This is a genomic window from Thalassobius sp. MITS945101 (assembly GCF_047123305.1).
In the GTDB taxonomy this organism is placed as follows: domain Bacteria; phylum Pseudomonadota; class Alphaproteobacteria; order Rhodobacterales; family Rhodobacteraceae; genus Thalassobius.
In genome coordinates this window covers 515156-535708 of record NZ_CP138918.1, presented here as the reverse complement: position 1 = coordinate 535708, position 20553 = coordinate 515156, and the positions used below count along the sequence as shown (strand labels likewise).

At 58.9% G+C, this 20553-nt stretch carries 26 protein-coding genes; 9 read left to right on the top strand and 17 right to left on the bottom strand.

Translation table 11 applies throughout. The features are described 5' to 3' along the window. Nucleotides 1-81 precede the first annotated feature (81 nt). The 4 genes from SIC14_RS02860 to hmgA all read right to left on the bottom strand — a co-directional run bounded on the left by SIC14_RS02860 (nucleotide 82) and on the right by hmgA (nucleotide 4801). Nucleotides 82-1032: an MBL fold metallo-hydrolase gene (locus tag SIC14_RS02860; RefSeq protein WP_412564334.1), complete on the bottom strand. Its 951-nt coding sequence runs from the start codon at nucleotides 1030-1032 to the stop codon at nucleotides 82-84. A 151-nt stretch (nucleotides 1033-1183) separates the two neighbouring features. Continuing rightward, on the bottom strand, nucleotides 1184-2440 hold the full coding sequence (gene fahA, locus SIC14_RS02855; RefSeq protein ID WP_412564333.1) for a fumarylacetoacetase: 1257 nt from the start codon (nucleotides 2438-2440) through the stop codon (nucleotides 1184-1186). A gap of 10 nt (nucleotides 2441-2450) precedes the next feature. Then, nucleotides 2451-3311: an MBL fold metallo-hydrolase gene (locus tag SIC14_RS02850; protein WP_412564332.1), complete on the bottom strand. Its 861-nt coding sequence runs from the start codon at nucleotides 3309-3311 to the stop codon at nucleotides 2451-2453. 128 nt (nucleotides 3312-3439) lie between these two features. Beyond that, the gene (gene hmgA / locus SIC14_RS02845; protein ID WP_412564331.1) at nucleotides 3440-4801 is read right to left on the bottom strand and encodes a homogentisate 1,2-dioxygenase; all 1362 of its coding nucleotides are present in this window, start codon (nucleotides 4799-4801) and stop codon (nucleotides 3440-3442) included. 69 nt (nucleotides 4802-4870) lie between these two features. On the opposite strand from hmgA, the gene SIC14_RS02840 reads away from it, so the two are divergent. Beyond that, on the top strand, nucleotides 4871-5308 hold the full coding sequence (locus SIC14_RS02840) for a MarR family winged helix-turn-helix transcriptional regulator (RefSeq protein ID WP_412564330.1): 438 nt from the start codon (nucleotides 4871-4873) through the stop codon (nucleotides 5306-5308). Between the two features lie 49 nt (nucleotides 5309-5357). On the opposite strand, the gene SIC14_RS02835 is transcribed toward SIC14_RS02840, so the two are convergent. The 3 genes from SIC14_RS02835 to SIC14_RS02825 all read right to left on the bottom strand — a co-directional run bounded on the left by SIC14_RS02835 (nucleotide 5358) and on the right by SIC14_RS02825 (nucleotide 7890). Then, on the bottom strand, nucleotides 5358-6167 hold the full coding sequence (locus SIC14_RS02835) for a division plane positioning ATPase MipZ (protein ID WP_412564329.1): 810 nt from the start codon (nucleotides 6165-6167) through the stop codon (nucleotides 5358-5360). 189 nt (nucleotides 6168-6356) lie between these two features. Further along, nucleotides 6357-6932: a YceI family protein gene (locus SIC14_RS02830; RefSeq protein ID WP_412564328.1), complete on the bottom strand. Its 576-nt coding sequence runs from the start codon at nucleotides 6930-6932 to the stop codon at nucleotides 6357-6359. A gap of 55 nt (nucleotides 6933-6987) precedes the next feature. Next, nucleotides 6988-7890, bottom strand: a complete 903-nt coding sequence (locus tag SIC14_RS02825) for a LysR family transcriptional regulator (RefSeq protein WP_412564327.1) — start codon at nucleotides 7888-7890, stop codon at nucleotides 6988-6990. A gap of 143 nt (nucleotides 7891-8033) precedes the next feature. Between SIC14_RS02825 and SIC14_RS02820 the strand changes: the two genes are divergently transcribed. After that, complete coding sequence (locus SIC14_RS02820; RefSeq protein WP_412564326.1) at nucleotides 8034-8582, top strand: cytochrome b; 549 nt, start codon at nucleotides 8034-8036, stop codon at nucleotides 8580-8582. Nucleotides 8583-8711: 129 nt separating this feature from the next. Here SIC14_RS02820 and rpmE read toward each other — a convergent pair whose 3' ends face one another. Beyond that, complete coding sequence (gene rpmE / locus SIC14_RS02815) at nucleotides 8712-8933, bottom strand: 50S ribosomal protein L31 (protein WP_321829920.1); 222 nt, start codon at nucleotides 8931-8933, stop codon at nucleotides 8712-8714. An 11-nt stretch (nucleotides 8934-8944) separates the two neighbouring features. After that, entirely contained in the window at nucleotides 8945-9325 is a 381-nt protein-coding gene (rplS, locus tag SIC14_RS02810) for a 50S ribosomal protein L19 (RefSeq protein WP_058245556.1), read from the bottom strand. Nucleotides 9326-9734: 409 nt separating this feature from the next. On the opposite strand from rplS, the gene SIC14_RS02805 reads away from it, so the two are divergent. The 3 genes from SIC14_RS02805 to SIC14_RS02795 all read left to right on the top strand — a co-directional run bounded on the left by SIC14_RS02805 (nucleotide 9735) and on the right by SIC14_RS02795 (nucleotide 11569). Next, nucleotides 9735-9905, top strand: coding sequence for a hypothetical protein (locus SIC14_RS02805; RefSeq protein ID WP_412564325.1), 171 nt, complete (start codon nucleotides 9735-9737; stop codon nucleotides 9903-9905). Next, on the top strand, nucleotides 9872-10630 hold the full coding sequence (locus tag SIC14_RS02800; protein ID WP_412564324.1) for a hypothetical protein: 759 nt from the start codon (nucleotides 9872-9874) through the stop codon (nucleotides 10628-10630). The genes SIC14_RS02805 and SIC14_RS02800 overlap by 34 nt, the downstream gene beginning before the upstream one ends. 198 nt (nucleotides 10631-10828) lie before the next feature. Then, nucleotides 10829-11569 (top strand): LuxR C-terminal-related transcriptional regulator, encoded by a 741-nt coding sequence (locus SIC14_RS02795; protein ID WP_412564323.1) that lies wholly within the window; start codon nucleotides 10829-10831, stop codon nucleotides 11567-11569. 64 nt (nucleotides 11570-11633) lie between these two features. On the opposite strand, the gene SIC14_RS02790 is transcribed toward SIC14_RS02795, so the two are convergent. Together SIC14_RS02790 and SIC14_RS02785 are read right to left on the bottom strand one after the other, a co-directional pair. Continuing rightward, nucleotides 11634-11963 carry a YegP family protein gene (locus SIC14_RS02790; RefSeq protein WP_412564322.1) on the bottom strand — a complete coding sequence of 110 codons (330 nt, stop codon included), beginning with the start codon at nucleotides 11961-11963 and terminating at the stop codon, nucleotides 11634-11636. A 98-nt stretch (nucleotides 11964-12061) separates the two neighbouring features. Beyond that, nucleotides 12062-13054, bottom strand: coding sequence for a VOC family protein (locus SIC14_RS02785; protein WP_412564321.1), 993 nt, complete (start codon nucleotides 13052-13054; stop codon nucleotides 12062-12064). A gap of 180 nt (nucleotides 13055-13234) precedes the next feature. On the opposite strand from SIC14_RS02785, the gene SIC14_RS02780 reads away from it, so the two are divergent. Then, complete coding sequence (locus tag SIC14_RS02780; protein WP_412564320.1) at nucleotides 13235-13972, top strand: response regulator transcription factor; 738 nt, start codon at nucleotides 13235-13237, stop codon at nucleotides 13970-13972. Between the two features lie 356 nt (nucleotides 13973-14328). On the opposite strand, the gene trmD is transcribed toward SIC14_RS02780, so the two are convergent. Both trmD and SIC14_RS02770 read right to left on the bottom strand, forming a co-directional pair. After that, the gene (gene trmD, locus SIC14_RS02775) at nucleotides 14329-15141 is read right to left on the bottom strand and encodes a tRNA (guanosine(37)-N1)-methyltransferase TrmD (protein WP_412564319.1); all 813 of its coding nucleotides are present in this window, start codon (nucleotides 15139-15141) and stop codon (nucleotides 14329-14331) included. 71 nt (nucleotides 15142-15212) lie between these two features. Further along, a complete protein-coding gene (locus SIC14_RS02770) occupies nucleotides 15213-15800 on the bottom strand; it encodes an NAD(P)H-dependent oxidoreductase (protein WP_412564318.1) in 588 nt (195 codons plus the stop codon). A gap of 108 nt (nucleotides 15801-15908) precedes the next feature. Here SIC14_RS02770 and SIC14_RS02765 point away from each other — a divergent pair, with 108 nt between their 5' ends. Beyond that, on the top strand, nucleotides 15909-16562 hold the full coding sequence (locus SIC14_RS02765) for a TetR/AcrR family transcriptional regulator (RefSeq protein ID WP_412564317.1): 654 nt from the start codon (nucleotides 15909-15911) through the stop codon (nucleotides 16560-16562). On the opposite strand, the gene SIC14_RS02760 is transcribed toward SIC14_RS02765, so the two are convergent. Both SIC14_RS02760 and rimM read right to left on the bottom strand, forming a co-directional pair. Continuing rightward, complete coding sequence (locus SIC14_RS02760) at nucleotides 16559-16990, bottom strand: hypothetical protein (protein WP_412564316.1); 432 nt, start codon at nucleotides 16988-16990, stop codon at nucleotides 16559-16561. The two genes, SIC14_RS02765 and SIC14_RS02760, sit on opposite strands and share 4 nt — an antisense overlap. A 59-nt stretch (nucleotides 16991-17049) precedes the next feature. Further along, nucleotides 17050-17568, bottom strand: coding sequence for a ribosome maturation factor RimM (gene rimM, locus SIC14_RS02755; RefSeq protein ID WP_412564315.1), 519 nt, complete (start codon nucleotides 17566-17568; stop codon nucleotides 17050-17052). A gap of 173 nt (nucleotides 17569-17741) precedes the next feature. On the opposite strand from rimM, the gene SIC14_RS02750 reads away from it, so the two are divergent. Together SIC14_RS02750 and SIC14_RS02745 are read left to right on the top strand one after the other, a co-directional pair. Next, nucleotides 17742-18713: an exo-alpha-sialidase gene (locus tag SIC14_RS02750; protein ID WP_412564314.1), complete on the top strand. Its 972-nt coding sequence runs from the start codon at nucleotides 17742-17744 to the stop codon at nucleotides 18711-18713. 155 nt (nucleotides 18714-18868) lie between these two features. After that, nucleotides 18869-19501 carry a hypothetical protein gene (locus tag SIC14_RS02745; RefSeq protein WP_412564313.1) on the top strand — a complete coding sequence of 211 codons (633 nt, stop codon included), beginning with the start codon at nucleotides 18869-18871 and terminating at the stop codon, nucleotides 19499-19501. Between the two features lie 4 nt (nucleotides 19502-19505). Here SIC14_RS02745 and bluB read toward each other — a convergent pair whose 3' ends face one another. After that, nucleotides 19506-20144: a 5,6-dimethylbenzimidazole synthase gene (bluB, locus tag SIC14_RS02740; protein WP_412564312.1), complete on the bottom strand. Its 639-nt coding sequence runs from the start codon at nucleotides 20142-20144 to the stop codon at nucleotides 19506-19508. Nucleotides 20145-20167: 23 nt separating this feature from the next. Further along, complete coding sequence (gene rpsP, locus SIC14_RS02735; RefSeq protein WP_058245547.1) at nucleotides 20168-20533, bottom strand: 30S ribosomal protein S16; 366 nt, start codon at nucleotides 20531-20533, stop codon at nucleotides 20168-20170. Nucleotides 20534-20553 lie beyond the last annotated feature (20 nt).

Genomic DNA, 20553 nt, shown 5'->3' with positions numbered 1-20553 from the left:
CAAAAGGCCGTCAGTACGCTGCTATCGTCGCATGTTCTGCGGCTGGGCGGCACGATCTGGATCAAACCGCCCGACATCCGTTTAGCCCTGCAATGCGTTCCACATGTCCAGATCACGTTGGGCGGTCCAGATGCGTGGGTGGGTGATGCCGCGGGCCTCGTCATAGGCGCGGGCAACGTTGAAGGGCAGGCAATGCTCATAGATCGCATAGTCCGAAAACTTCGGATCGCATTCGGCGCGCACCGCGTCCCAGGCCTCTTTCAGCGTGCCATTGCGGGCGGCAACACAGGCAGCAGGGCGATAGGTGCTTTCGACAAAATCACGGGTGTTTTCAATCGCCGCGTTGACCATCTCATGGCCGACCAGTGCATCGCCACGGCCCGGTGCAATGGCATCGACGTTATAGGCTTTGATGTTGTCGAGGGTGTTGCCCCAATCCTTGAAATGTCCGTCGCCGCAATAGCAGGCCGAGTGGTATTCGACGATATCACCGGTGAACATAACGTTCTGATCCGGCACATGGATCACCGCATCCCCCGCCGTATGGGCGCGGCCCAGGTGTTTGATGTCGACCCGGCGGCTGCCAAGGAACACGGTCATCGAGTCGGAAAAGGTGGTGGTCGGCCAGGTCAGGCCGGGGATGCTCTCATGACCTTCAAACAGACGGGGGAAGCGCTGAAATTCGCTGTCCCAGTCCTCTTGCCCCCGTTCGACAACCATCGAACGGGCGGTGTCGGACATGATGATATTCTGCGCCCCAAAGGCCGAAGCCCCCAAAACCCGCACCGCGTGATAATGCGTCAGCACCACATGGGTGATCGGCTTGTCGGTGACCGAGCGCACACATTCAATCACCTTATTGGCCAGACGCGGGGTCGCCTGCGCCTCAACGATCATGACGCTGTCATCCCCGATGATCACGCCCGAGTTAGGGTCGCCCTCAGCGGTGAAGGCATAGAGCCCTTCGCCCACTTCGGTGAAGCTGATGGTTTTTTCTGCCATGTCGCCTTGCGAGGCAAATGCCTTGGCCATGGGGTGTCCTCCTTGGGGTTTGCTGCCTTTCCTGACGCTTGAAGGTTGCTTCACGGATGCAGTGTGTGAGGCGGCGTCGCAGCGGTTTTCAGATGCGGTGCCAGAGGCAAGCTGGGATGCCTCCGGCGGGGATATTTACGCCAAAAAGAACTTAGCGTTTGTAAGGATCGTCCAGCGCCGGCAGCAGGGTGCCGGTGCAGTCGCCAAAGCCGATCTGGTAGCCGTCGCCCTTGGCGGCACCTTTCAGGGTCAGCGTGTCGCCGTCCTCGATAAAGCTGCGGGTCAGACCCTCAGTGATCTCCAGCGGCTCCTTGCCCCCCCAGCTGAGTTCCAGGAGCGAGCCGCGTTCGTCCTTGGTGGGCCCCGAAATTGTGCCGGACCCCAAGAGGTCGCCTACGTTCATCGCGCAGCCCGATGTGGTGTGATGGGCAAACTGTTGCGCAGCCGAATAATACATCCGGCTGTAGTTGGTGCGCGCGATGGTATGCTCTTCGCCCCCCTCCGCCTGCAGGCTGATCGCCAGGTCGATGTCATAAAGCATCGGGCGCGGCTCCGCCAAATAGGGCAGCAGATCCTTTTCGCGTTCGGGCGTGGTGGTGCGGAACGGCTCCAGCGCGGCAGTGGTCACAATCCAGGGGCTGATCGAGGTGGCGGTTGCCTTTGCCTGAAACGGCCCCAGCGGCTGGTATTCCCAGGCCTGAATGTCGCGCGCCGACCAGTCGTTCAGCAGCACATAGCCAAAGATCGCGTCATCTGCTTCCTCAACAGTGATCGGCCCGGCGGTGTTTTTGCCAACAACGGCGCCCATCTCCAGCTCGATGTCGAAGCGCGCACAGGGGGCAAAGCGCGGCATGTCATCGTTTGGGCCTTTCAACTGACCCCAGGGACGGCGAATGTCGGTGCCAGACACCACAACCGAAGAGGCACGGCCATTGTAGCCGATCGGAATATGCAGCCAGTTCGGCGGCAATGCGTTTTCGGGACCGCGGAACATGGTGCCGACGTTGAAGGCGTGGTGTTTGCCCGCGTAGAAATCGGTGTATTCGCTGACAAGGAACGGCATGTGCATCCGTGCGTCCGCCTGTGCCACCAGCAGTGGTTCCACAGCAGCCTGTTCTGTACTGTTCTCTCCCAAGAGCTGCATCAGACGGGCGCGCAGGGCGGCCCAGGCCTCGGGGCCCAGTTCCATCACCTCGTTCCAGAACGGCACATCCAGCACCGGATCTTCGGCCAGTTCCACCAGCCCGGCCTCTTCGGCGGCGGCAAGGTCCAGGATTCTATCGCCAATGGCCACGCCGCAGCGCGGTTCTTCTTCGCCGGTGGAGAAGACACCATAGGGCAGGTTGTTCAGGGGGAAAGGGGTGTCGGCGCTATTGGCCGAGGCCAGCCAGCTTTTCATCAGTGTCATATGCGTTTCCTTAGGTCTCTAGCGCGATGGTCATCCCGTCGGTCCCTATGAACAAGGGGCCTGACCAGGCGCGGCGGGTTTCCTCCCGCCAGTGGGTCTCAGTGAAATTCGGGTCGTCACAGGGGACGAGGTGATTGAGTGCCAACTGCTTCACGCCGGCCTCTTGGGCGATGCGTCCAACCTGATCGGCAGGGGCGTGGCTGCGTTCAAGATGGGTGCGCAACCGGTCATCGCCGTTGCCTACCCGGGCGCAGAGCGCGTCAATGCCGGCGGACAGCATCGCCTCATGCACCAGAAGGTCGGCACCTTCGGCAAACGGCACCATTTCCGGGATCGGTGCGGTGTCGCCCGAGATCACGGCGCTGCAGGTGCCGCCATCAAACCGCAGGGCAAAGCTGTCCTCGATCGGAGGATGTGCATTGCGCAGCACCTTCATGGTCAAGGGTCCCAATGCCTGTGCGCCTTCGGCGATCACCGAAATTTCCGCCAATGGGGCCAATTCGGGCCGTCCCTCATCGCGCAAGCGCAGTGAAATGTCGAAATCCATTGAGGCCAGGAACCCCTGCCAATAGCGATCCAGCCCCTCAGGCCCGATCACCGGCACCGGCTTGTTCAAACCCGCGGTCCAGGCGGTGTGAAACAACGGCCCCAGCTCCAGATAATGGTCCGAGTGCAGATGGGTGATGACAATGGCATCCAGATCCGTCAGCGCCACACCGGCGTCACACAGCCCCCGTGTACAGCCAAGCCCCGCATCCACCAACACAGTGAACCCGTCCATCTGCACCAGGGTTGAGGTCGGCATCCTGGTGCCCGGCCGGATCGCCGGTCCCCCTTTGGTGCCCAGAAGGACCACACGGTTCTCGCTCATTTCATTCACCTTAATCACGAAATATGCCTTCGTGATTCCCTGCTATTCATCTTGCCGGAAATACTCTGGGGAATTGGCCAAAGGCCAAGGGGGCAACGCCCCCCTGACCCGATATCCCATTCCAAACGTCACTTTTTACCGGGCGTGCCGTCGAATTTCTTCTCCAGATCCGACCAGCAGTCGATGTAATCGTCCTGCAGCGGCGCTTCATTGGCGGCAAAACCGGTCAGGTGCTGCGGGAAGCGGGTCTCGAACATGAAGGACATGGTGTTGTCCAGTTTCTCGGGCTTCAGATCCGCGTTGGAGGCGCCCTCAAAGGCGTTTTTGTCCGGCCCGTGCGGGATCATCATATTGTGCAGCGACATGCCACCGGGGATGAATCCTTTCGGTTTGGCGTCATACTGGCCATAGATGTTGCCCATCAGCTCGGACATGATGTTCTTATGATACCAAGGCGGGCGGAAGGTATCTTCCATCACCATCCAGCGTTCCCGGAACAGCACAAAGTCGATGTTGGCGGTGCCCGGCACACCCGAGGGCGCGGTCAGCACGGTGAAGATCGACGGATCCGGATGGTCAAACAGGATCGAACCGACCGGGCAGTAGGTGGTCAGATCGTATTTCACCGGCGCGTAGTTGCCGTGCCAGGCGACCACATCCAGAGGTGAATGACCGATCTTGGTTTCATGGAACTGGCCACACCATTTGATCGTCACGGTCGAGGGAGCTTCGCGGTCCTCAAAGGCGGCAACCGGCGATTTGAAATCGCGGCGGTTGGCCATGCAGTTGGCGCCGATCGGGCCACGGCCGGGCAGTTCAAACTTCTGACCATAGTTTTCGCAGACAAAGCCGCGACAGGGGCCTTCCAGCACTTCAACGCGATAAAGCAGGCCACGCGGCAGGATGGCAATTTCCTGCGGGGCAAGGTCGATGATTCCCAGTTCGGTGCAGAATCGCAGGCGGCCTTCCTGCGGCACCACCAGTAGTTCGGAATCAGCCGAGAAGAAGTAGCTGTCCACCATCGACTCGGTCACGAGATAGATATGGCTGGCCATGCCGACCTGGGTGTTCACATCCCCGGCGGTGGTCATGGTGCGCATGCCGGTCAGCCAGGTCAGACCCTGTTCGCCCATCGGCACCGGATCCCAGCGATACTGCCCAAGGGAGATCACATCCGGGTCCACATGGGGGGCGGATTTCCAGTAAGGCAGGTCGATTTTTTCGTAACGATGCGAATGCTTTACGCTGGGGCGAATGCGGTAGCACCAGGTCCGTTCGTTCTGATGGCTGGGGGCGGTGAAGGCGGTGCCGGAGAGCTGTTCACCATAGAGACCATAGTTACATTTCTGCGGGCTATTCATGCCCTGTGGCAGGGCGCCGGGCAGTGCCTCGGTCTCAAAGTCATTGCCGAAACCGGGCATATAACCGGGGGTGGTGCCCTCGGCGTTGGTGGCTTGGGTAAAGCTGTGGGGGTGGGCTTGCGTGTTCATGGCGGCTCCTCCTTTTCACTTGCTTTGTTAATAGTTGTTTTTGTAACTAACAACGGGAGAGGATCTAAAATGACCGAAAAATCTGACTTCGATTTGCAGAACTTCCTGCCCTATCTTTTAAACCAGGCCGCCGAAGAAAGCAGCCTTGCGTTTCAAAAGGTCTATAAGGACCGCTATGGCATGTTGCGGACCGAATGGCGGGTGCTATTCCATTTAGGGATCTATGGCCGCATGTCGGCCAAGGAGATCGGCCAGCGGTCCAAGATGCACAAGACCAAGATCAGCCGCGCTGTCGCCCGTCTGGAAGAGCGCCGGTTTCTGGCGCGGGAAGTCTCGGAAGAGGATCGGCGGCTGGAGTTTCTTTGGCTCACCACACAAGGCGAGGCGGCTTACCGCGACCTGTTGCAGGTGGCGGAAAGCTACGATGCCAAGCTGACCGCAGCGCTGAGTGTGGAAGAGGTGGCCGGCCTGCGCAGTTTGCTGCGCAAACTGGCGGGCATGGCCTGAACCGCGCGGATCAGGCCGGCCTTAACGCACACAGATCAGAAGGGACCGATCAGAAGTTCGGCTCAACTCCCGGCAGGTTCACCGCCTTGATCAGGTCGCGCAACTCCTGACGGGCGGCAACGTTGGAAATGTTGAGGCTGGAAATCCCGATGTCTTTCAGGTCCAGCAGGGTCAGGCCACGGGGGAACAGCTCGCGGAAGATTACCCGCTCGTTGAACCCGGGCGCGACTCGGAAGCCGATGCGTTTGGCCAGATCGTCCAGCGCCTTGCCCATCTTTTCCTTGTTCACCATGTTCTGCGCGCCCAGACGGTTGCGCAGCACGATCCAATCGATCGGCTTCAGCCCCGCCTGTGCCCGCAGCTGACGGGCGTTCCAAACCATTTCCGAATAGACTGAGGGACCTTTGATGGTGCGCGCCTCACCGTCGATCTTGGCCAGCAGGTCGAAATCCACAAAGCTGTCGTTCAGCGGGGTGATCAGCGTGTCGGCCAATGAATGCGCCACCTGACTGAGGCGGGTATGCGATCCGGGGCAGTCGATCATGATGAAATCGTGATCCGGCTCCAGCGCGGCAATGGCAGCGGACAGACGATGGTCATAGGGGTTTTCACCCGGCTTCAGCTCGCTCTGATCGATCTGCGTCAGCTCATGGTAGTTGGGTGTCGGCAGCTCCAGCCCGGCCTTCTCCATGAAGGCCTTGCGGTTTTCGACATAACGGCCAAAGCTTTTCTGACGCAGGTCCAGATCCAGCACACCCACCCGTTTGCCCATACGGGCCAGCGCAGTTGCGATATGCATCGACACGGTGGATTTGCCCGCGCCGCCCTTTTCGTTGCCGACCACAATGATATGCGCCATGGAGATCTGTCCCTATCCCTGCCTTGTTCTGGCTTTCGTGCCACAGGATATTGTGGCGCAGCGCAGTTGCAAGCTTTGTTCTTCTGTTGGACCGCTTCAATGGCATCTGTTGCAGAAATATGGAAGGGGGCACGGTGAAAGCGCGACGGATTTCGCCGCCGCGCCTTTGAGGCTCGTTTCGGTAGGCCTTTAGTTCTGGCTGAACATTAGCCGCAATGTCACCGGGGCGGCGCGGGTGATGCCGGAGAGTTCCGCCAGCGCTTTCAGCGCGTCAATGCCGCCGTCAATGCCGGCCTCTTCGGTGTCGAGGAAGATCATGTCATTGGTGGTCACCATCACGCTGTCCTCGGCGAGCCGTAGGATGAACATGTCGCTGTAAAGCTCGGCCTCGGTGCCCGCCAGCGCCAGCGTGGCATCCACTTCGCTGACCATGGAACCCCCGACTGGCAGCGCATTCAGGGCTGCCATATCAACCTGCGCCGACAGCGTTGCGGCGGGGGCCGCTTTGAACACGTGTTCGATCATCCTCTCGTTGCGGATATCGATGTTGGTCTGGACCGAGTTCAGGTTGATCTCGATCACTACCGCGCCTTCTGCGGAAACACTGCCTGAGATGTTTTCGAAATGATGCACCTCTCCAAGGGTGTTTTTCTTTACCGAGCCAAAGGCGATCCGCGAGGTGTCGGCATCCAGGGTCCAGCTGTCTGCAGTTGCAACGCCAGCCATAAAACTCAGCGCGATCAGCGCCGTTGTCAGTTTCTTCATAATTACCTCCGTCAAAATACCGACAAGGTAACACAACGGGCGGCCTCTGAGGAGGTCAGCCGTTCAGAAACTTGCCTTGAAAGGCCGGCTTCATCGCCATGAATTCCTGCGTCAGGTGATCCACAAATAGCCGCACCCGCCGGGTGCGCCTGAGGTCCGAATGCAACAGGATCCAGAGCGATCGATCCAAGGTCAGCTCGGTGCCGGGGACCTGCTGTAACTCGGGGTGAAACTTGGCAAAGATTGCTGGTAGGTAAGACATGCCCGCCCCCGCCCGCAGCATTTGCATCCGCATAAAGCCATCGGCCACCGCGTAACAGGTTTCAGCCTGTGGGAAGGGCATCTGCACGGATTGCGGGCTCAGCCTGTTGCCTTCGGGCCAGCCCAGCCAATGCAGCCCTTCACCCGAGGGCCCGGCCTCTAGCACCTTCTCGGCGATATAGTCGCGGCTGGCAAAAATCCCGATCCCCAGGGCAAACAGCCGCCGGGCGGTGACATCATCCGTCACCTCCGCCGCGCCCCGCAGGGAGACATCAGTTTCGTCTTTGTTGATGTCCTCCACCTCAGTGGTCAGGCGCAATTCGATCTCGATATCAGGGTGGCGGGTGCGGAACCGTTCCAGAATGGGTGGCAAGACCTGATAGGCAAAGACCGGTAGTACCGAAAACCGGATCCGCCCGGCTTCGCTGCGATCCCCGCCTTCGACGCCCCGCCGCGCGGCCAGCATTGCGGCTTCGGCCTGTTCTGCCAACGGTAGCAGATCCTCGCCCGCGTCGGTCAGCCGGAAGCCTTGTCGCGACCGGGTGAACAGCCGCACCCCATAGCTGGCCTCCAAGGCCTGAATGTTACGGTTCACGGTGCCGTAGTTTGACCCCAGCACCTCCGCGCCGCTGCGCAGACTACCCGAGCGGGCCACGGCGAGGAAGAAGGGCAGGTATTCCCAATCTTGTGGGCGCATCAAACCTCCTTGGTGATCCATGCGCGTAACACTGTGATGCATCTGGTGTGTATGTGTCTTCCATTGGTAACGGTAAAACGGGGGCAACGAAATGAAAATCTGCCCCACGCCCTGCATATCCGGGCCAGGTAAGGAGACTTCCTATGACCGATCCAAACGTCACCCGCTATCACCCCGCCCTTGTTGCCCTGCATTGGATCATGGCGCTTGGCATCTTCATGCTGCTGGTGGTTGGCGGCCCGATGCTGGCGAAGCTGGCCAGCAATGACCCGATGAAGATCACAGGCATGCAGGGGCATATGGCCATTGGCATGATTGTCGGGCTGCTGCTGGCACTGCGTCTGGCGCTGAAGCTCCTGACCCGCACGCCACCCCATGCGGACGCGGGCCATAAGGCGCTGAACAGCGGCGCAAAACTGGCGCATATTGGCCTTTACGTCCTGATGGCGGGCATGGTTGGCAGCGGCATCGCGATGGCTTTTGCGGCGGATCTCTTCGCCATTGCCTATGGCGGCGCTGACCTGCCCGTGCCCGAAGATATGACGGCTTACACCCCGCGTGTGGCGCATGGTGTGATTGGCAAACTGCTGCTGGCACTGATCCTCGCTCACCTGGCGGGTGTCCTCTACCACATGGTGCTGCGCCGCGACCGTCTGCTGCGTCGGATGTGGTTTGGCAAACGCACGGTCTGATCCGGACAGAGACATTGGAAAAGGCGCGTCCCTCAAAGGGCGCGCCTTTTTGCGTTTGCCTTCAGCCGAGGGGGCAACAAAAAACCCCGCACAATGGCGGGGTTTTCCGTATCAAATCGTTGGTAAAGCTTAGAAGCCCAGACCAGCGTATTTGTTTTTGAACTTCGACACGCGGCCACCAGCATCCAGCAGGCGGGCACCGCCACCGGTCCAGGCCGGGTGTACGGTGGGGTCGATGTCCAGCGCCAGAGTGTCGCCTTCGTTGCCCCAGGTCGAGCGCATCTTGACGATGGTGCCGTCGGTCATCTTCACGTCGATGAAGTGGTAGTCGGGATGGGTATCTGCTTTCATAGATCCGCTCCTTACGCTTTAGCCTTGGGGGCTTTGTAGTTGGTGACTTCTGCGATACGTGCGGATTTACCACGACGCGAGCGCAGGTAGTACAGTTTCGAGCGACGCACGCGGCCACGACGGATCACGGTTATCGAGTCGATGTTGGTCGAGTGCAGCGGGAACACACGTTCCACACCTTCGCCGAAAGAAATCTTGCGAACGGTGAACGAACCGGCAATGCCAACGCCGTTTTTACGGCTGATGCAAACGCCTTCGTAGTTCTGAACACGCGAGCGGGTGCCTTCGGTCACTTTGTAGCCGACACGAATGGTGTCACCGGCTTTGAAGTCGGGGATGTCTTTCCCCAGGGCGGCAACTTGTTCCGCCTCGAGCTGTGCGATCAGGTCCATATGACCATCTCCTTTGATTGCTTGCGGTTGGCCCGCAAAGGTGAGTGCCGTCCCGAGAGCTCTGTGCCTTCGACCGGGTCCGCCGCAGCGCCCGCAAGAGATCAGTTCGTTTTCTTTTTTGCTGCGGGTTGGTCCAGGTCGAGGCCGAAGAAGCGCTCAGGCGCATATCCCACAGGTCCACAGACCGATTCCGGCCGTAGACGGGCGGTGTATAGGCCCAGCGGGGCAAGGGATCAAGCGGTTTGATGCGCTTCAGCGCTGCTCGCGGCCCAGGATTATTGTCGAAGGCCACGGGTTCGCGCCAAATGCGTCACGATATTGGAAATGTTGCCAATTATGACGTGTGTAATCTGGAGCAGTGTCGCCTTTGGGTGTATAAACCGGTTGCGTTTTTTGAAGGATTTTGTGCATGTTGCCATTTATGCTGATCGCCCTTGCCGGCGCCGGTCTGTTCACCTTGGCCAGTATACTGGACGATGATGCTGACACTGGCGCAGATGAGAAAACACTGACACGGGCACATCCGATGACAGCGGCGGTGACGATTTGGCGGAATGGCTCGGGTCGGACTTTCGCGTAACGCCCGAAGGTGGGGCGCCATTTTTTGTCAGTGAAAACCCCGGCACCGACGGCAATGAGCTGATCGAAACCAATATCACCGATGAGGTTTACCAAGAGGTTGACGCTGGTGACGGTCTGGATGTGGTGCGGATCGGTCTGGGGGATAGCGTTGATACGTTGAGCCTGGCTGATGACCCCGAAACAGGCGATGACATCGCGGGCGAAGACGGCGACCATGTTATTGTCACGATCCGCGGCGAAGACTTGGCGGAGGCCGTCCAGCTTGAGACGAGGTATTCGGAATTGCGCGATGAATACGATGTGTCGACCCTTCTGTCACTCGACATGCATGTGTTCAATGCCGACATGGGTAGCGGCGACACATTGGAAATCGCGATGCCAGATACAGCAGGCGGTGCCATTTTCACCCTGGAGGGCCACGAAACCCATTATGATGGACCGGAAGCATGGGGCCCAGAGATCCTAAACCACTACGCCTATGTTTTTTATTCCGAGGACGGCACAATCCCCGAAGGCCTGAGCGTTGCCGAAGATACCATTAGGTATGGCGACAGCAACGGCCCGCTTGGCCCAGATGACCTCGACGGAATTTATATTCTTGGTCGGATCAATCTGGGTGAAAGCTACTGGGCGCAGGATCCGCAGACCTTTGAAACAATATCCTGGGACCGGTCCATTGAGGCGCCTGCAGTCACGTTGACGCAGCCAGCTGTCATCGTCTGATATTCGCTGTCCGACACAGGCAGGGCAAAGCGAGTTAAGCTGCGCCGTGGAATTGCGCGGCGCAGATGTGCCGCGGCATTCCAGCAATTATGTCCTCAATTGAGCTGTTTTGCATGGCTTGACCGAAATCCAGGCCGAAGTATTCTAGCCCCATTAATCTTTAAGTTTCCTATTTGAATTTACTGCGTGGAGATCCCGATGACCGCGCTGATTTTGAAGACCATTTACCGATTTTTGTCGGTCGAAACCAATGACGCCCGCTGGCAGGTCGCGCAGGATATCGTTGCCGATCTTGGCTGCAATGCGATCAATACGGCTTCTGTCGACCGCACGACAGGCCAGATGGAATGGGCGCTACTGTCGATGTCGGACGCTTGGCTCGAAGCTTATGTCGGTGAAGGCTATTTCGAGGTGGATCCGCTGATCCTGGGGGCGCGCAACCCGACAGGCTTCCAACTTCTCAAAAGCCAGACCCTGCATCGCGATGACAGCCCCAACCGCACCAGTTTTGGTCTGAACCACGAATTGGCCCATTATGGCTATAGCCATCTGGCCTGTATCCAAATGCCGGGACAAGGCGATGCGTCCACACGGTTGGTGGTCTTTTCCGGCGATGACAGTACCTATGATTTTCACCGCAAATATGATCAGCCGGAACTGGGCCAGCTTGCCCGCACCATTGCTGCTTTTGTGACCGAACCTGCAACGCCGGATCCGCGGTTTTTACCCATGTATGGCAAAACCCTTCTGTCAGACCGAGAGAAAGACGTGCTGTCGTTGCTGGCCGCAGGGCACCGCAATGATGAAATCGGCTATCGCCTCAGCATCGCCGAGGTCACAGTGCGCGCCCATGTCAGCTCGGCGCGGTTGAAACTGGGGGCCAAGACCCGCGAACAGGCCTTGGTGGAGGCGATCAGAACTCGTCAGATCCATCCCTAGAGGACACACTAAAATGCGCAGCGAAAGGGCGCTGCGCATCTGGTTACGGGCTATGGCAGGCGGCTTAAACCTCAACCACCTTGGCGTCCGGTGCGTTTTTCTTGACCGACTCAATGCCGTTGTCGCGGCCCGAGGTGCTCTCATAGCTTTCCGAGGTGCCGATGACCTGACCGTTGGTGGCTTTCAGGTTGAACATATGTTTGCCCGACTTGGTTTCCTTGCGCTCGTACCGCGCGTCTTCGGGGGCATTTTTCTTCACCGAGGCCACACCGTTTTCGCAGCTGGCTTTCTGTTTGTAGCCTTCCGAGGCAAGGATGATCTCGCCATTTCCTGCCTTCAGACGGAAGCGGTATTCACCGGCCTTGTCTTCGTAGATTTCAAATTTGCCTGCCATGTCACTGTCTCCTGAAATTCATCGCACCAAGGATGCGACCCCAAAATGATGCCGGCAGATTGGGACAAAAACGCCTTTGGATCAACCGGCTATCGGGATCAGCCGTAGATCAGTAACAGCGGCACCAAGGCGGCGTAGGTGGCAAGTGTCAGCCAGTAGAGCAGGGGCGCCTCACTGCGGCTGATAGGTTCCAACAGATAGGTGGCGCGGTCCTTGAGGCCCAACACCGTCCAGAGGGCAAAGAACAAGGCGGAAATCCACGACCAACCGGTTGCGATCGACAAGTAGATCAACGCCAGGCCGGCCCAGGCTTTCCACCTGAATGTCATCGGGGAGCCGCCGGATTGTGCCGGCGCTTGCCCGTTGGGGCGCACCATAAACGTGCCGCCGTCGGGATCCGCGATCACCACGGCCTTGCCCTGATGCAAGGGGATTTCAGCAATCACCTGGCCACCTTCTGCGGTGGCGCGTGCGGCGGCGCCTGCATCACCGTTAAAGATCACCGCCCAATATTGCTCTTTGCCGCGCACCGCCGGATCCGGCACCTCATAGAGATGCGCCCCTGTACTGCCGGGGGGTGTGGAAATCTCCCAGCTGTCTTTGGTAAGCGATTTGAAACGCCAGCCAAACAGCCCCTCATAAAAGGGCATCACCTTAGCCGCATCCGAGACAAACAGCGCATGGGCAAAACGGCTGCCCGCGCCCTCGGTTGTGCCGGTCATATCGGGGCCTTCATAGACGGTGAACCCCGCCCCCAACGGGTCGCGGATCAGCGCATAGCGCCCGCCATTGGCAAAATCCGACGGGCCAATTTCCACAATGGCGCCCGTATCGGCGGCGCGCTGGGCGGTGGCCGTCACATCGTCGACCTGAATGTAGGACATCCAGAAGCTGGGCATTCCCATGTCCACAAATTTCTCTGGCATCTGGTACAGGCCAGCAACCGGCCGCCCGCCCGTCAGGCCGATGCCGTAATCGTCGCCTTCGAACTGCCAGCCGAGCACCGTGGTGTAAAACGGTCGGGTGGTGGCAGGGTTGTAGCTGGACAGATCGGCCCAGATTAACTGCCTGTGCTGTGATGATTGGGGCATGTGCCCTCCTTTCGGGTCAAAGTGCCTGTTGCACCAGATCTGCGCAGGCCCGTGCAGCAGTGCAAGCCGGACACGCGATTACCGCAAGAATGGTGAATTTTTGCCCTGCGACAAAGGTCTGCTTGGGTAAGTGGCCCACAGTGTGTAATCTACAGTGGATTTTTTAGATTTGGTTTCATCTTGATTGTTTCTGTTGATGTAATCGAGCGCCTCATTGCGGCGCGCGACAGTGATCACGCCTGGGAGATCCTGCAGGCATTTGCTGGGGAACTGGGCTGCAATGCTGTGAATATGGCCTCGGCCAATGCGGTGACGGGGCAGCTGAACTGGTCCCGCATGGGCATGGATGAGGCTTGGCTGGAACGCTACATCGCCCAAGATTATGTGTCGGCGGATCCAGTGGCCCTCAATCTGGCCCGTGACGTGCCGATGCAGCTGATCAAGGCGGGCACCCTGCGCCGGGATGAGGTTGAGAACCCGCTGGAATGGCAGATCAATCACGAACTGGTGGACGCGGGCTACAACAGCTTGGTGGCGGTGCAAACCGCTGGCCGGATGGAGGATGAACGACAAGTGCTGGTGCTGGCCAGCGCCGCCGAAGAGGTGCCTTTGCTGGCTGAACACGGAGCGGAAGCGGTGCAGCATATTGGCCGTCTGGCCAGCGCCTTTGTCGCTGCCCCAAAGGTCTGGCGCTATCCGCAGAACTCCGTTGGCTCCTCCGCCCGCCTGACGGGCCGCGAGGTTGACGTGCTTTCGCTCCTTGCGCTGGGGCACCGCAATGACCGGATTGCGGAGAGGCTGCAAATTTCAGAAGTGATGGTGCGAAAACACATGGCCTCGGCGCGGGGGAAGCTGGGGGCGAAGACCCGTGAACAAGCGCTGGTGCGTGCTATTTTGCAGGGCATCATCCACCTGTGATCCGGGCCCTATCGGAAACGATAGGTTGTGAGCTGATCCGTGATTTTCTATCTCTATTCACGAGGCTATCGCGTGTGTGTTTTTTGGCGATTGGCCTCTTCGTTTCATGACGTTTTGTTTTGAACGGTTAGTGAATGCGGCTGCGTGAGGGCCGCAAGTCACGTGGAAGGCATCGGCCGGGGCTATCCCCATATCCAATCACCCTTGGCTGATGCCTTCCCCATTTCTTCAGTCCTCGCTGAAGGCACCTCGCAGGGGTTCATTTCCCATCCTGACCTCGACCCCTGACAGGAAGATTGCGCCGCGGTTGGCAGACTGCGGCGCATTTTTTCTGATAGCTGAACAGGTAGCGGAGTTTACTTTTCGGCTTTGCCTGCCTGATACCGCTCCCACATGTCGGGGCGGCGGGCCTTGGTGATCTCTTCGCTCATCTCATTGCGCCACTTGGCAACATTGCCGTGATGGCCCGACATCAGAACTTCTGGAATGGGTCGTCCCATCCACTCGGCGGGACGGGTGTATTGCGGATGTTCCAGCAAACCGTTGGAATGGCTCTCTTCTTCAATGCTGTGGGCATTGCCTAGCACATCAGGCAACAGGCGCACGGTGGCATCGAGCATTGCCTGCGCGGCAATCTCGCCCCCGGTCAGGACAAAGTCCCCCAGCGAGACCTCCTGAAAACCATAGTGGTCCAGTACCCGCTGATCGACTCCCTCAAAGCGGCCACAAAGCATAGTTATCCCGTCACAGGCCGCCCAATCCCGCGCCATCGCCTGATCAAAACGGCGTCCACGTGGCGACAGGTAGACCATTGGCCAGCGCCCGCGCGCACCCTGCATGGTCTGATCCACCGCTTGCCCCAACACGTCCGGCCGCAGCACCATGCCAGCCCCACCGCCTGCGGGGGTGTCATCCACATTGCGGTGCTTGCCAACGCCGAACTGGCGCAACCCGGTTGTTTCCAACTGCCATTTGCCATCCTTCAGGGCGCGGCCTGTCAGGCTTTCGCCCAGAACGCCGGGAAAGGCATCGGGAAACAGGGTGATGATCCGTGCGGTCCAGACCCCGGCAAGACGCGGGTTCGGCTGCATCAGCTCCTGCGGCTTGAACGTGGGGCGGATCGACAGGCGGCCGTGGGACTTGGGGGTGTTTTCGGGTGTATCGCTCATGCGCCGCTCATAGCGCGGTCCGTGGGGGCGGGGCAACAGAGGTGTGCCCCGCCTGTGGCTGTAGAGCCTGATCAGGCGGCGGCGCGCTGACCCATTTCAGCCGCCCGGTCCAGCCAGCCGGCGATCTTGGCGGGTTTTGCCACTTTGACCGAGCCGAACTGCACCACATTGCGCGGCTTGATTCCAACGAAGCTCAGCACCTGGTTGCGGATCACCCGCCGCCCTGGTTTGTTGTAGAGCAACCGGTCCAGCAGCGGTGGCGTATCTGAGGTGATGATCACATCGCCCGTCTTGCCGGTCAGCAGCTTGTCCCAGGCCAGCCCGTTGCCTTTGTACTTGAAGCCAAAACCCGGCAGCAGCGCCCGGTCCAGCACCGACTTCATCCGCCCCGGCATGCCGCCCCACCAATAGGGGTAAACCACCAGCACGTGATCGGCCCATTTCATGTTTTCCTGCCATTGCAACAGATCAGGCTCCAACGTCTGCCGGTTGCCATCATAGCCGCCGAAATTGCTCTCGCCGAACTGCATGTCATGCAGGTCCATCCGCCGCACCTCGCTGCCTTCTGCCGCTGCTGCTGCGGCGTATCGGTCCGCCAAGCCGCTGTTGAGGCTGGTTTTTCCCGGATGTCCAACCCAGATGAAGATGCGTTTTGCCATGATGTTGATCCTCTCGATTTGAAAAGGTGATAAATGCTCACATTTAATAACGTGACATATGCTCATGTTTTTGCGAAAGTCAACGGAAGGATTGAGAGAAGGTGGCCCATGTCCCCAACAGTTGAAGCAATGGAAGCGGTTCTGCCGCGCAAAGAACCGGTGCAGGAACGCAGCCGCAAACGGTTCGAACGCATCCTGTGGGAAGCCACAAAACTGATCGAGGCGCGCGGCGTGGATGCGGTGGCCATGAAGGAGATCGCGCAGGCTTCGGAAATCTCGATTGCTTCGCTTTACCAGTACTTTCCCGACAAGGCGGCGATCATTGCCACCCTCGCAGACCGGTTTTTTCGCGAAGGCCAGCACTGCATTCAGGCGCTCTTTGGCACCGTCACCACGCGGGCTGCCTTGATCGAAGCTCTGCACGGCATGGTGGACAGCTACTACGATTGTTTTCTGGAAATGCCAGGCGCTTACGGGATTTGGCAGGCGACGCAATCCGACCGCCGTTTGCAGCGGCTGGACGAAGAAGATTGCGCCGAACACGTCCGCACCCTCGAATCAGCTATCCTGCGGGTGGCGCCGGATCTGGCAGCGGTGCGGGAAGCCGAGCTGACGCCGATGGCCAAGCTGCTGGTCGGTGTCATCGCCGGCGCTGTGCGCAGCGCGATCACCCTACCCGAAGCAGAAGCGCGCGCGCTGCTGGAGATGTGCAAACACCGGATGGTAACGCCCGCGATTGAGGCCACCTTGCCAGCGGATTAATCCGCGTCATGCTCGGATATCTGAGAACGGATCTCTTCGGTTGCGTTGTCCAGAAATGCCTCCATCGCAGCCTGCTCAGGTGTCCAGCGGTAGCGCCACACTCCCAGCGCCACGCCAAAGCCCAATGACAGGAAAGGCAGCCGGACGGGCAGCGGAGACAGGGGTAGCAAACGTGCAACGCCAAAGCCCACGCCATAGAGCACCGCGCAAGTCACGGTGTTGATCAGCAAGGCAAAGATCAGCTGCACTAAGCGCGCTACAAACCCTTCAGCCTGTGGGCGAGTCAGCGCCATCAGCGCCGTGAAACATCCGGCAAACAGCGGGACCGTTTCTATCTGGACCTCGGCCAAAGGGGCCAGCACAGGGCTCGCAAAAAGCGGCAGAGCATAGAGAAGAATGCCCGCGCGGGAATATCGTTCAAAAGCCATGAGATCAGGCTATCGCGAAACCTCATGAATTCTGAATGACAAAACCGGTCAGTTTCGAATTACTCGGGGAACAGCCCTTCGGGTGGATCGGCAACAATCCGGCCCGCGCCCAGATCCACCGTTGGCACTGAGGCCAGGGTAAAGGGTAGCAAAACAGTGGTTTTCAGGCCCGGCCCGTGGATTTCCAACAGGTCGCCAGCACCGTGGTTCTGCACCGATTTCACCATGCCCAGTTTGGTCCCGCCAGTGTCAAACACCTCCAGGCCCATCAGATCGGCATGATAAAATTCGTCATCAGGCAATGACGGCAGCCGGTCCCGCGGGACAAACAGTTTGACCCCTTTCAGGGCGTCGGCCTCTTCCTTGGTGGCGACATCCGACAGGCGCACCGACAGGCCGTTTTTGATGACGTTGACAATGCCCACCTCAAAACTGCGGCTGCAATCTTCGGTCATCAGCGGATTGTAATCGGCAATCGCTTCGGGCTCTGCGGTGAAGCTCTTCAACCGTACCTCGCCGCGCACCCCAAAGGCACCGGCGATGGTGGCCACACAAATCAGATCGTCTGTTTCACTCATGTTGTCACCTAGATTACGGCTGGGCGTTTCCCCGTTGATAACGCCTTGGGCGGGCAGGGGCAATTCACCAATCTGCGCCATTTTGGGTGGCAAGGAGATGTTAGTCACATGCTAGAGTTGACAGCCCTTCAAGTGACGTCTAGCTCCCGTCATCAAGAATTCGGAGATTGGTTTTGTCAAAACGGCTTTCAACAGTTTGCGTTCTGCTGTCATTCTTGCTGATGACAACGGTAGGTGTCGCGAAACATTTTGCTGATCAGGCGCTTAGTTGGAGTTTCGCCCCTCCCGAACTGATCACCTCAGAGGCACAGTCGGCCTCTTTTGAAACCGTTTTTGACTACAGCGCCGGGGAGGGTATCGCACATTCCGCTGCCATCCGAATGAAGCAAGATGCTGTTGGAATTCTTTGGTTTGATGGCAGCCGCGAAGGGGCGCAGGATGTGGTCCTTAAGGAGCGAGATATACGCTTCAAAGAGGGAGCCTGGATCGTGGGTGATGTCGGAGTGCTGACAAACCGGCGCGCGCTGACGCAGCACATGGACCCACCGCAGGCGGTGTTGAAGCTGGGCAATACCATCCAGTTTGGGGAATCAACTGACAAACTTCTGGCGACTGTGGTTTCTCTTGGCGGATGGGCCGCTGCCTCCATTGCTATGGTGGATACAGCGGAGGGGGAGGAGCGCGTGCACAAACTGTCCCTCTCGCCTTTTATCAATCGCTCCCATCTCGTCCGGACACCGATGGTTCCTTACACCGACGGATCGTTTGGGCTACCAGCCTATTTGGAGTTGGGGAATGCTTTTGGTGAATGGGTGCGGATGGATTCGCACGGAAAGGTGCGCGACAAACGACGCATGTCACAGGGCCGTTTCGGGATCCAGCCGATGGTTGTGCCGCTGATTGCGCAAAATGCTGTCGCCCTGATGCGTAATTTTGAGCGGGGTGGGGATCGGTTGATAGCAACCTGGACGACCGATGGTGGACAAAGCTGGAGCCCGGCAGAGCATCTTGATCCGGCAAACCCGAATGCACCGGTTGCCGCCATCCGGTTGGCGGAGGGACGGCTACTTATGGCCTATAACGATCAACCTGATCAGGCCAATTCGCTGAGCTTGGCAATCTCTGAGGACAAAGGCCGGAGCTGACGAAAGATAAAGACGCTGGAATCTGCCCGCGGGACCGTGCGCTATCCTGCGATGGCCCGGCTGCCGGACGGCCAAATCTTGCTGATATATTCTTATGGCGGAAAGAAAGGCATCGTGGCCCACATATTTAACGACGCATGGTTGGAGGTATAGTAATGGCTTTTTATGAAACCTTCGGCCTTGCGACCATCTTGATCTGGTTCACGTCTGTTTGCGCAGGCCGATGGCTGCCGCCAACGGTATTGGCGACCTCAAACAGAATGCGGCTTGGCATCCTAGTGTTTGCAAGTCTTTCTATCACAGCGGCATTGCACGTTCTGATGGGCGTTACGTTTTTTTCTGTCACAATGGCCGTGCTGGCGCCATTTGGTGCGGTGCTGCCTTTGTTGGCTCTTAGGGCTGTCTGGGGAAAACTCGGTGGGACGGCCCAGCCGTTTACCAGCCTCGAGCTTTTGGGATGTTTGACTCTGCTGCTGCTGCTGTACTGTTCCGCGCTTGGTGTTTTCACCTTCGACCTTTATCGCCTTGGCTATGCCGCCCTTTCGGGCACAGCCATCGCGATGGTTTGTGCAGTTTTGGCGATATGGCGTGGTCACTGGCCCGTTGCTGTAGCTATTTCAGCCGGACAGGTTCTATGGGGTCTCGGGATTGGCAGCAGCAATGTGATCGACCACCTAAGCCATATGATGCTGGTGCCGGTTATTTGCGTTGTTTTGACAAAACGTTGTCTCGTACGTGGATTGCTGTTTCTGCGCCGACAGGGGCTGGGTAACAGCCAGAAGGCTTAATGCCTCAGCGGGTTTGCACCGGCAGGTGGCCGCGGCGGTCTTCCCAGCCTTTGCGTTCCAGCTCGGGCGTCTCGCTGTCCTCAGCCGGGTAGCCGACGCAGAGGTAGCCGACCAGTTGCCAGTCGGCAGGCACATCCAGATCGCGGCTCAGCTGTTCCGGGTCAAGGATCGACACCCAGCCCATCCCGATCCCGCGCGCGCGGGCAGCAAGCCAGAACAGGTTGATTGCAGAGACCACGGAATAGCGCCGCATCTCCGGCATGGTACCTGCGCCCAGGCCTGCCCCTTTGAGGGTGCTTTCGTCGCAGTAAACCGCCAGCTGCACCGGTGCGTCCTGCATGCCTGACAGCTTCAACTGAGCATAAAGCGCGGCCTTGTCATCATTGTCGGCGGCATAGGCCGCCAGAGCCTCGGCATTGGCGGTTTGGTAATTCTTCAAAGCGGCGGCGCGGGCCGTGTCACTTTCCACCCGGATCACCCGCCAGGGTTCCGACAGCCCCACCGAAGGGGCCGTTAGAAATGCATCGAGGCACTGCCGCAGCAGTGCCTCGTCCACGGGATCGCTGCGGAAGTGACGCACATCGCGCCGCCACCGCAGCAGATCGTCCAGATCGCGCTGGAATGTTTCTGGAAATACCCGCATCCCAACGCGCCCCGGTCTGTGGCTTACTCTTCTGCAGCCGCTTCGGCAGCTTCAGCCGCTTTGGCGGCTTTTTCTTCAGCGCGCTCCTGAGCTTTTTTGCCGGGAACAGCTTTCTCAGGGTTGTTACGCTCTTTCTTGGCCAGAACGCCTGCGGCTTCCAGGAAGCGCGACACACGGTCGGACGGCTGTGCGCCCTGGTCCAGCCAGTACTGAACACGTTCCATGTTCAGTTTTACACGCTCTTCGCTGTCTTTCGGCAGCAGCGGGTTGTAGGTGCCCAGTTTCTCGATGAAACGGCCGTCACGCGGCATGCGCGAGTCAGCGGCAACAACGCGGTAGAAAGGACGTTTTTTCGAACCACCACGGGCCAGACGGATTTTCATTGCCATTGTTAGATCTCCTTTAGATG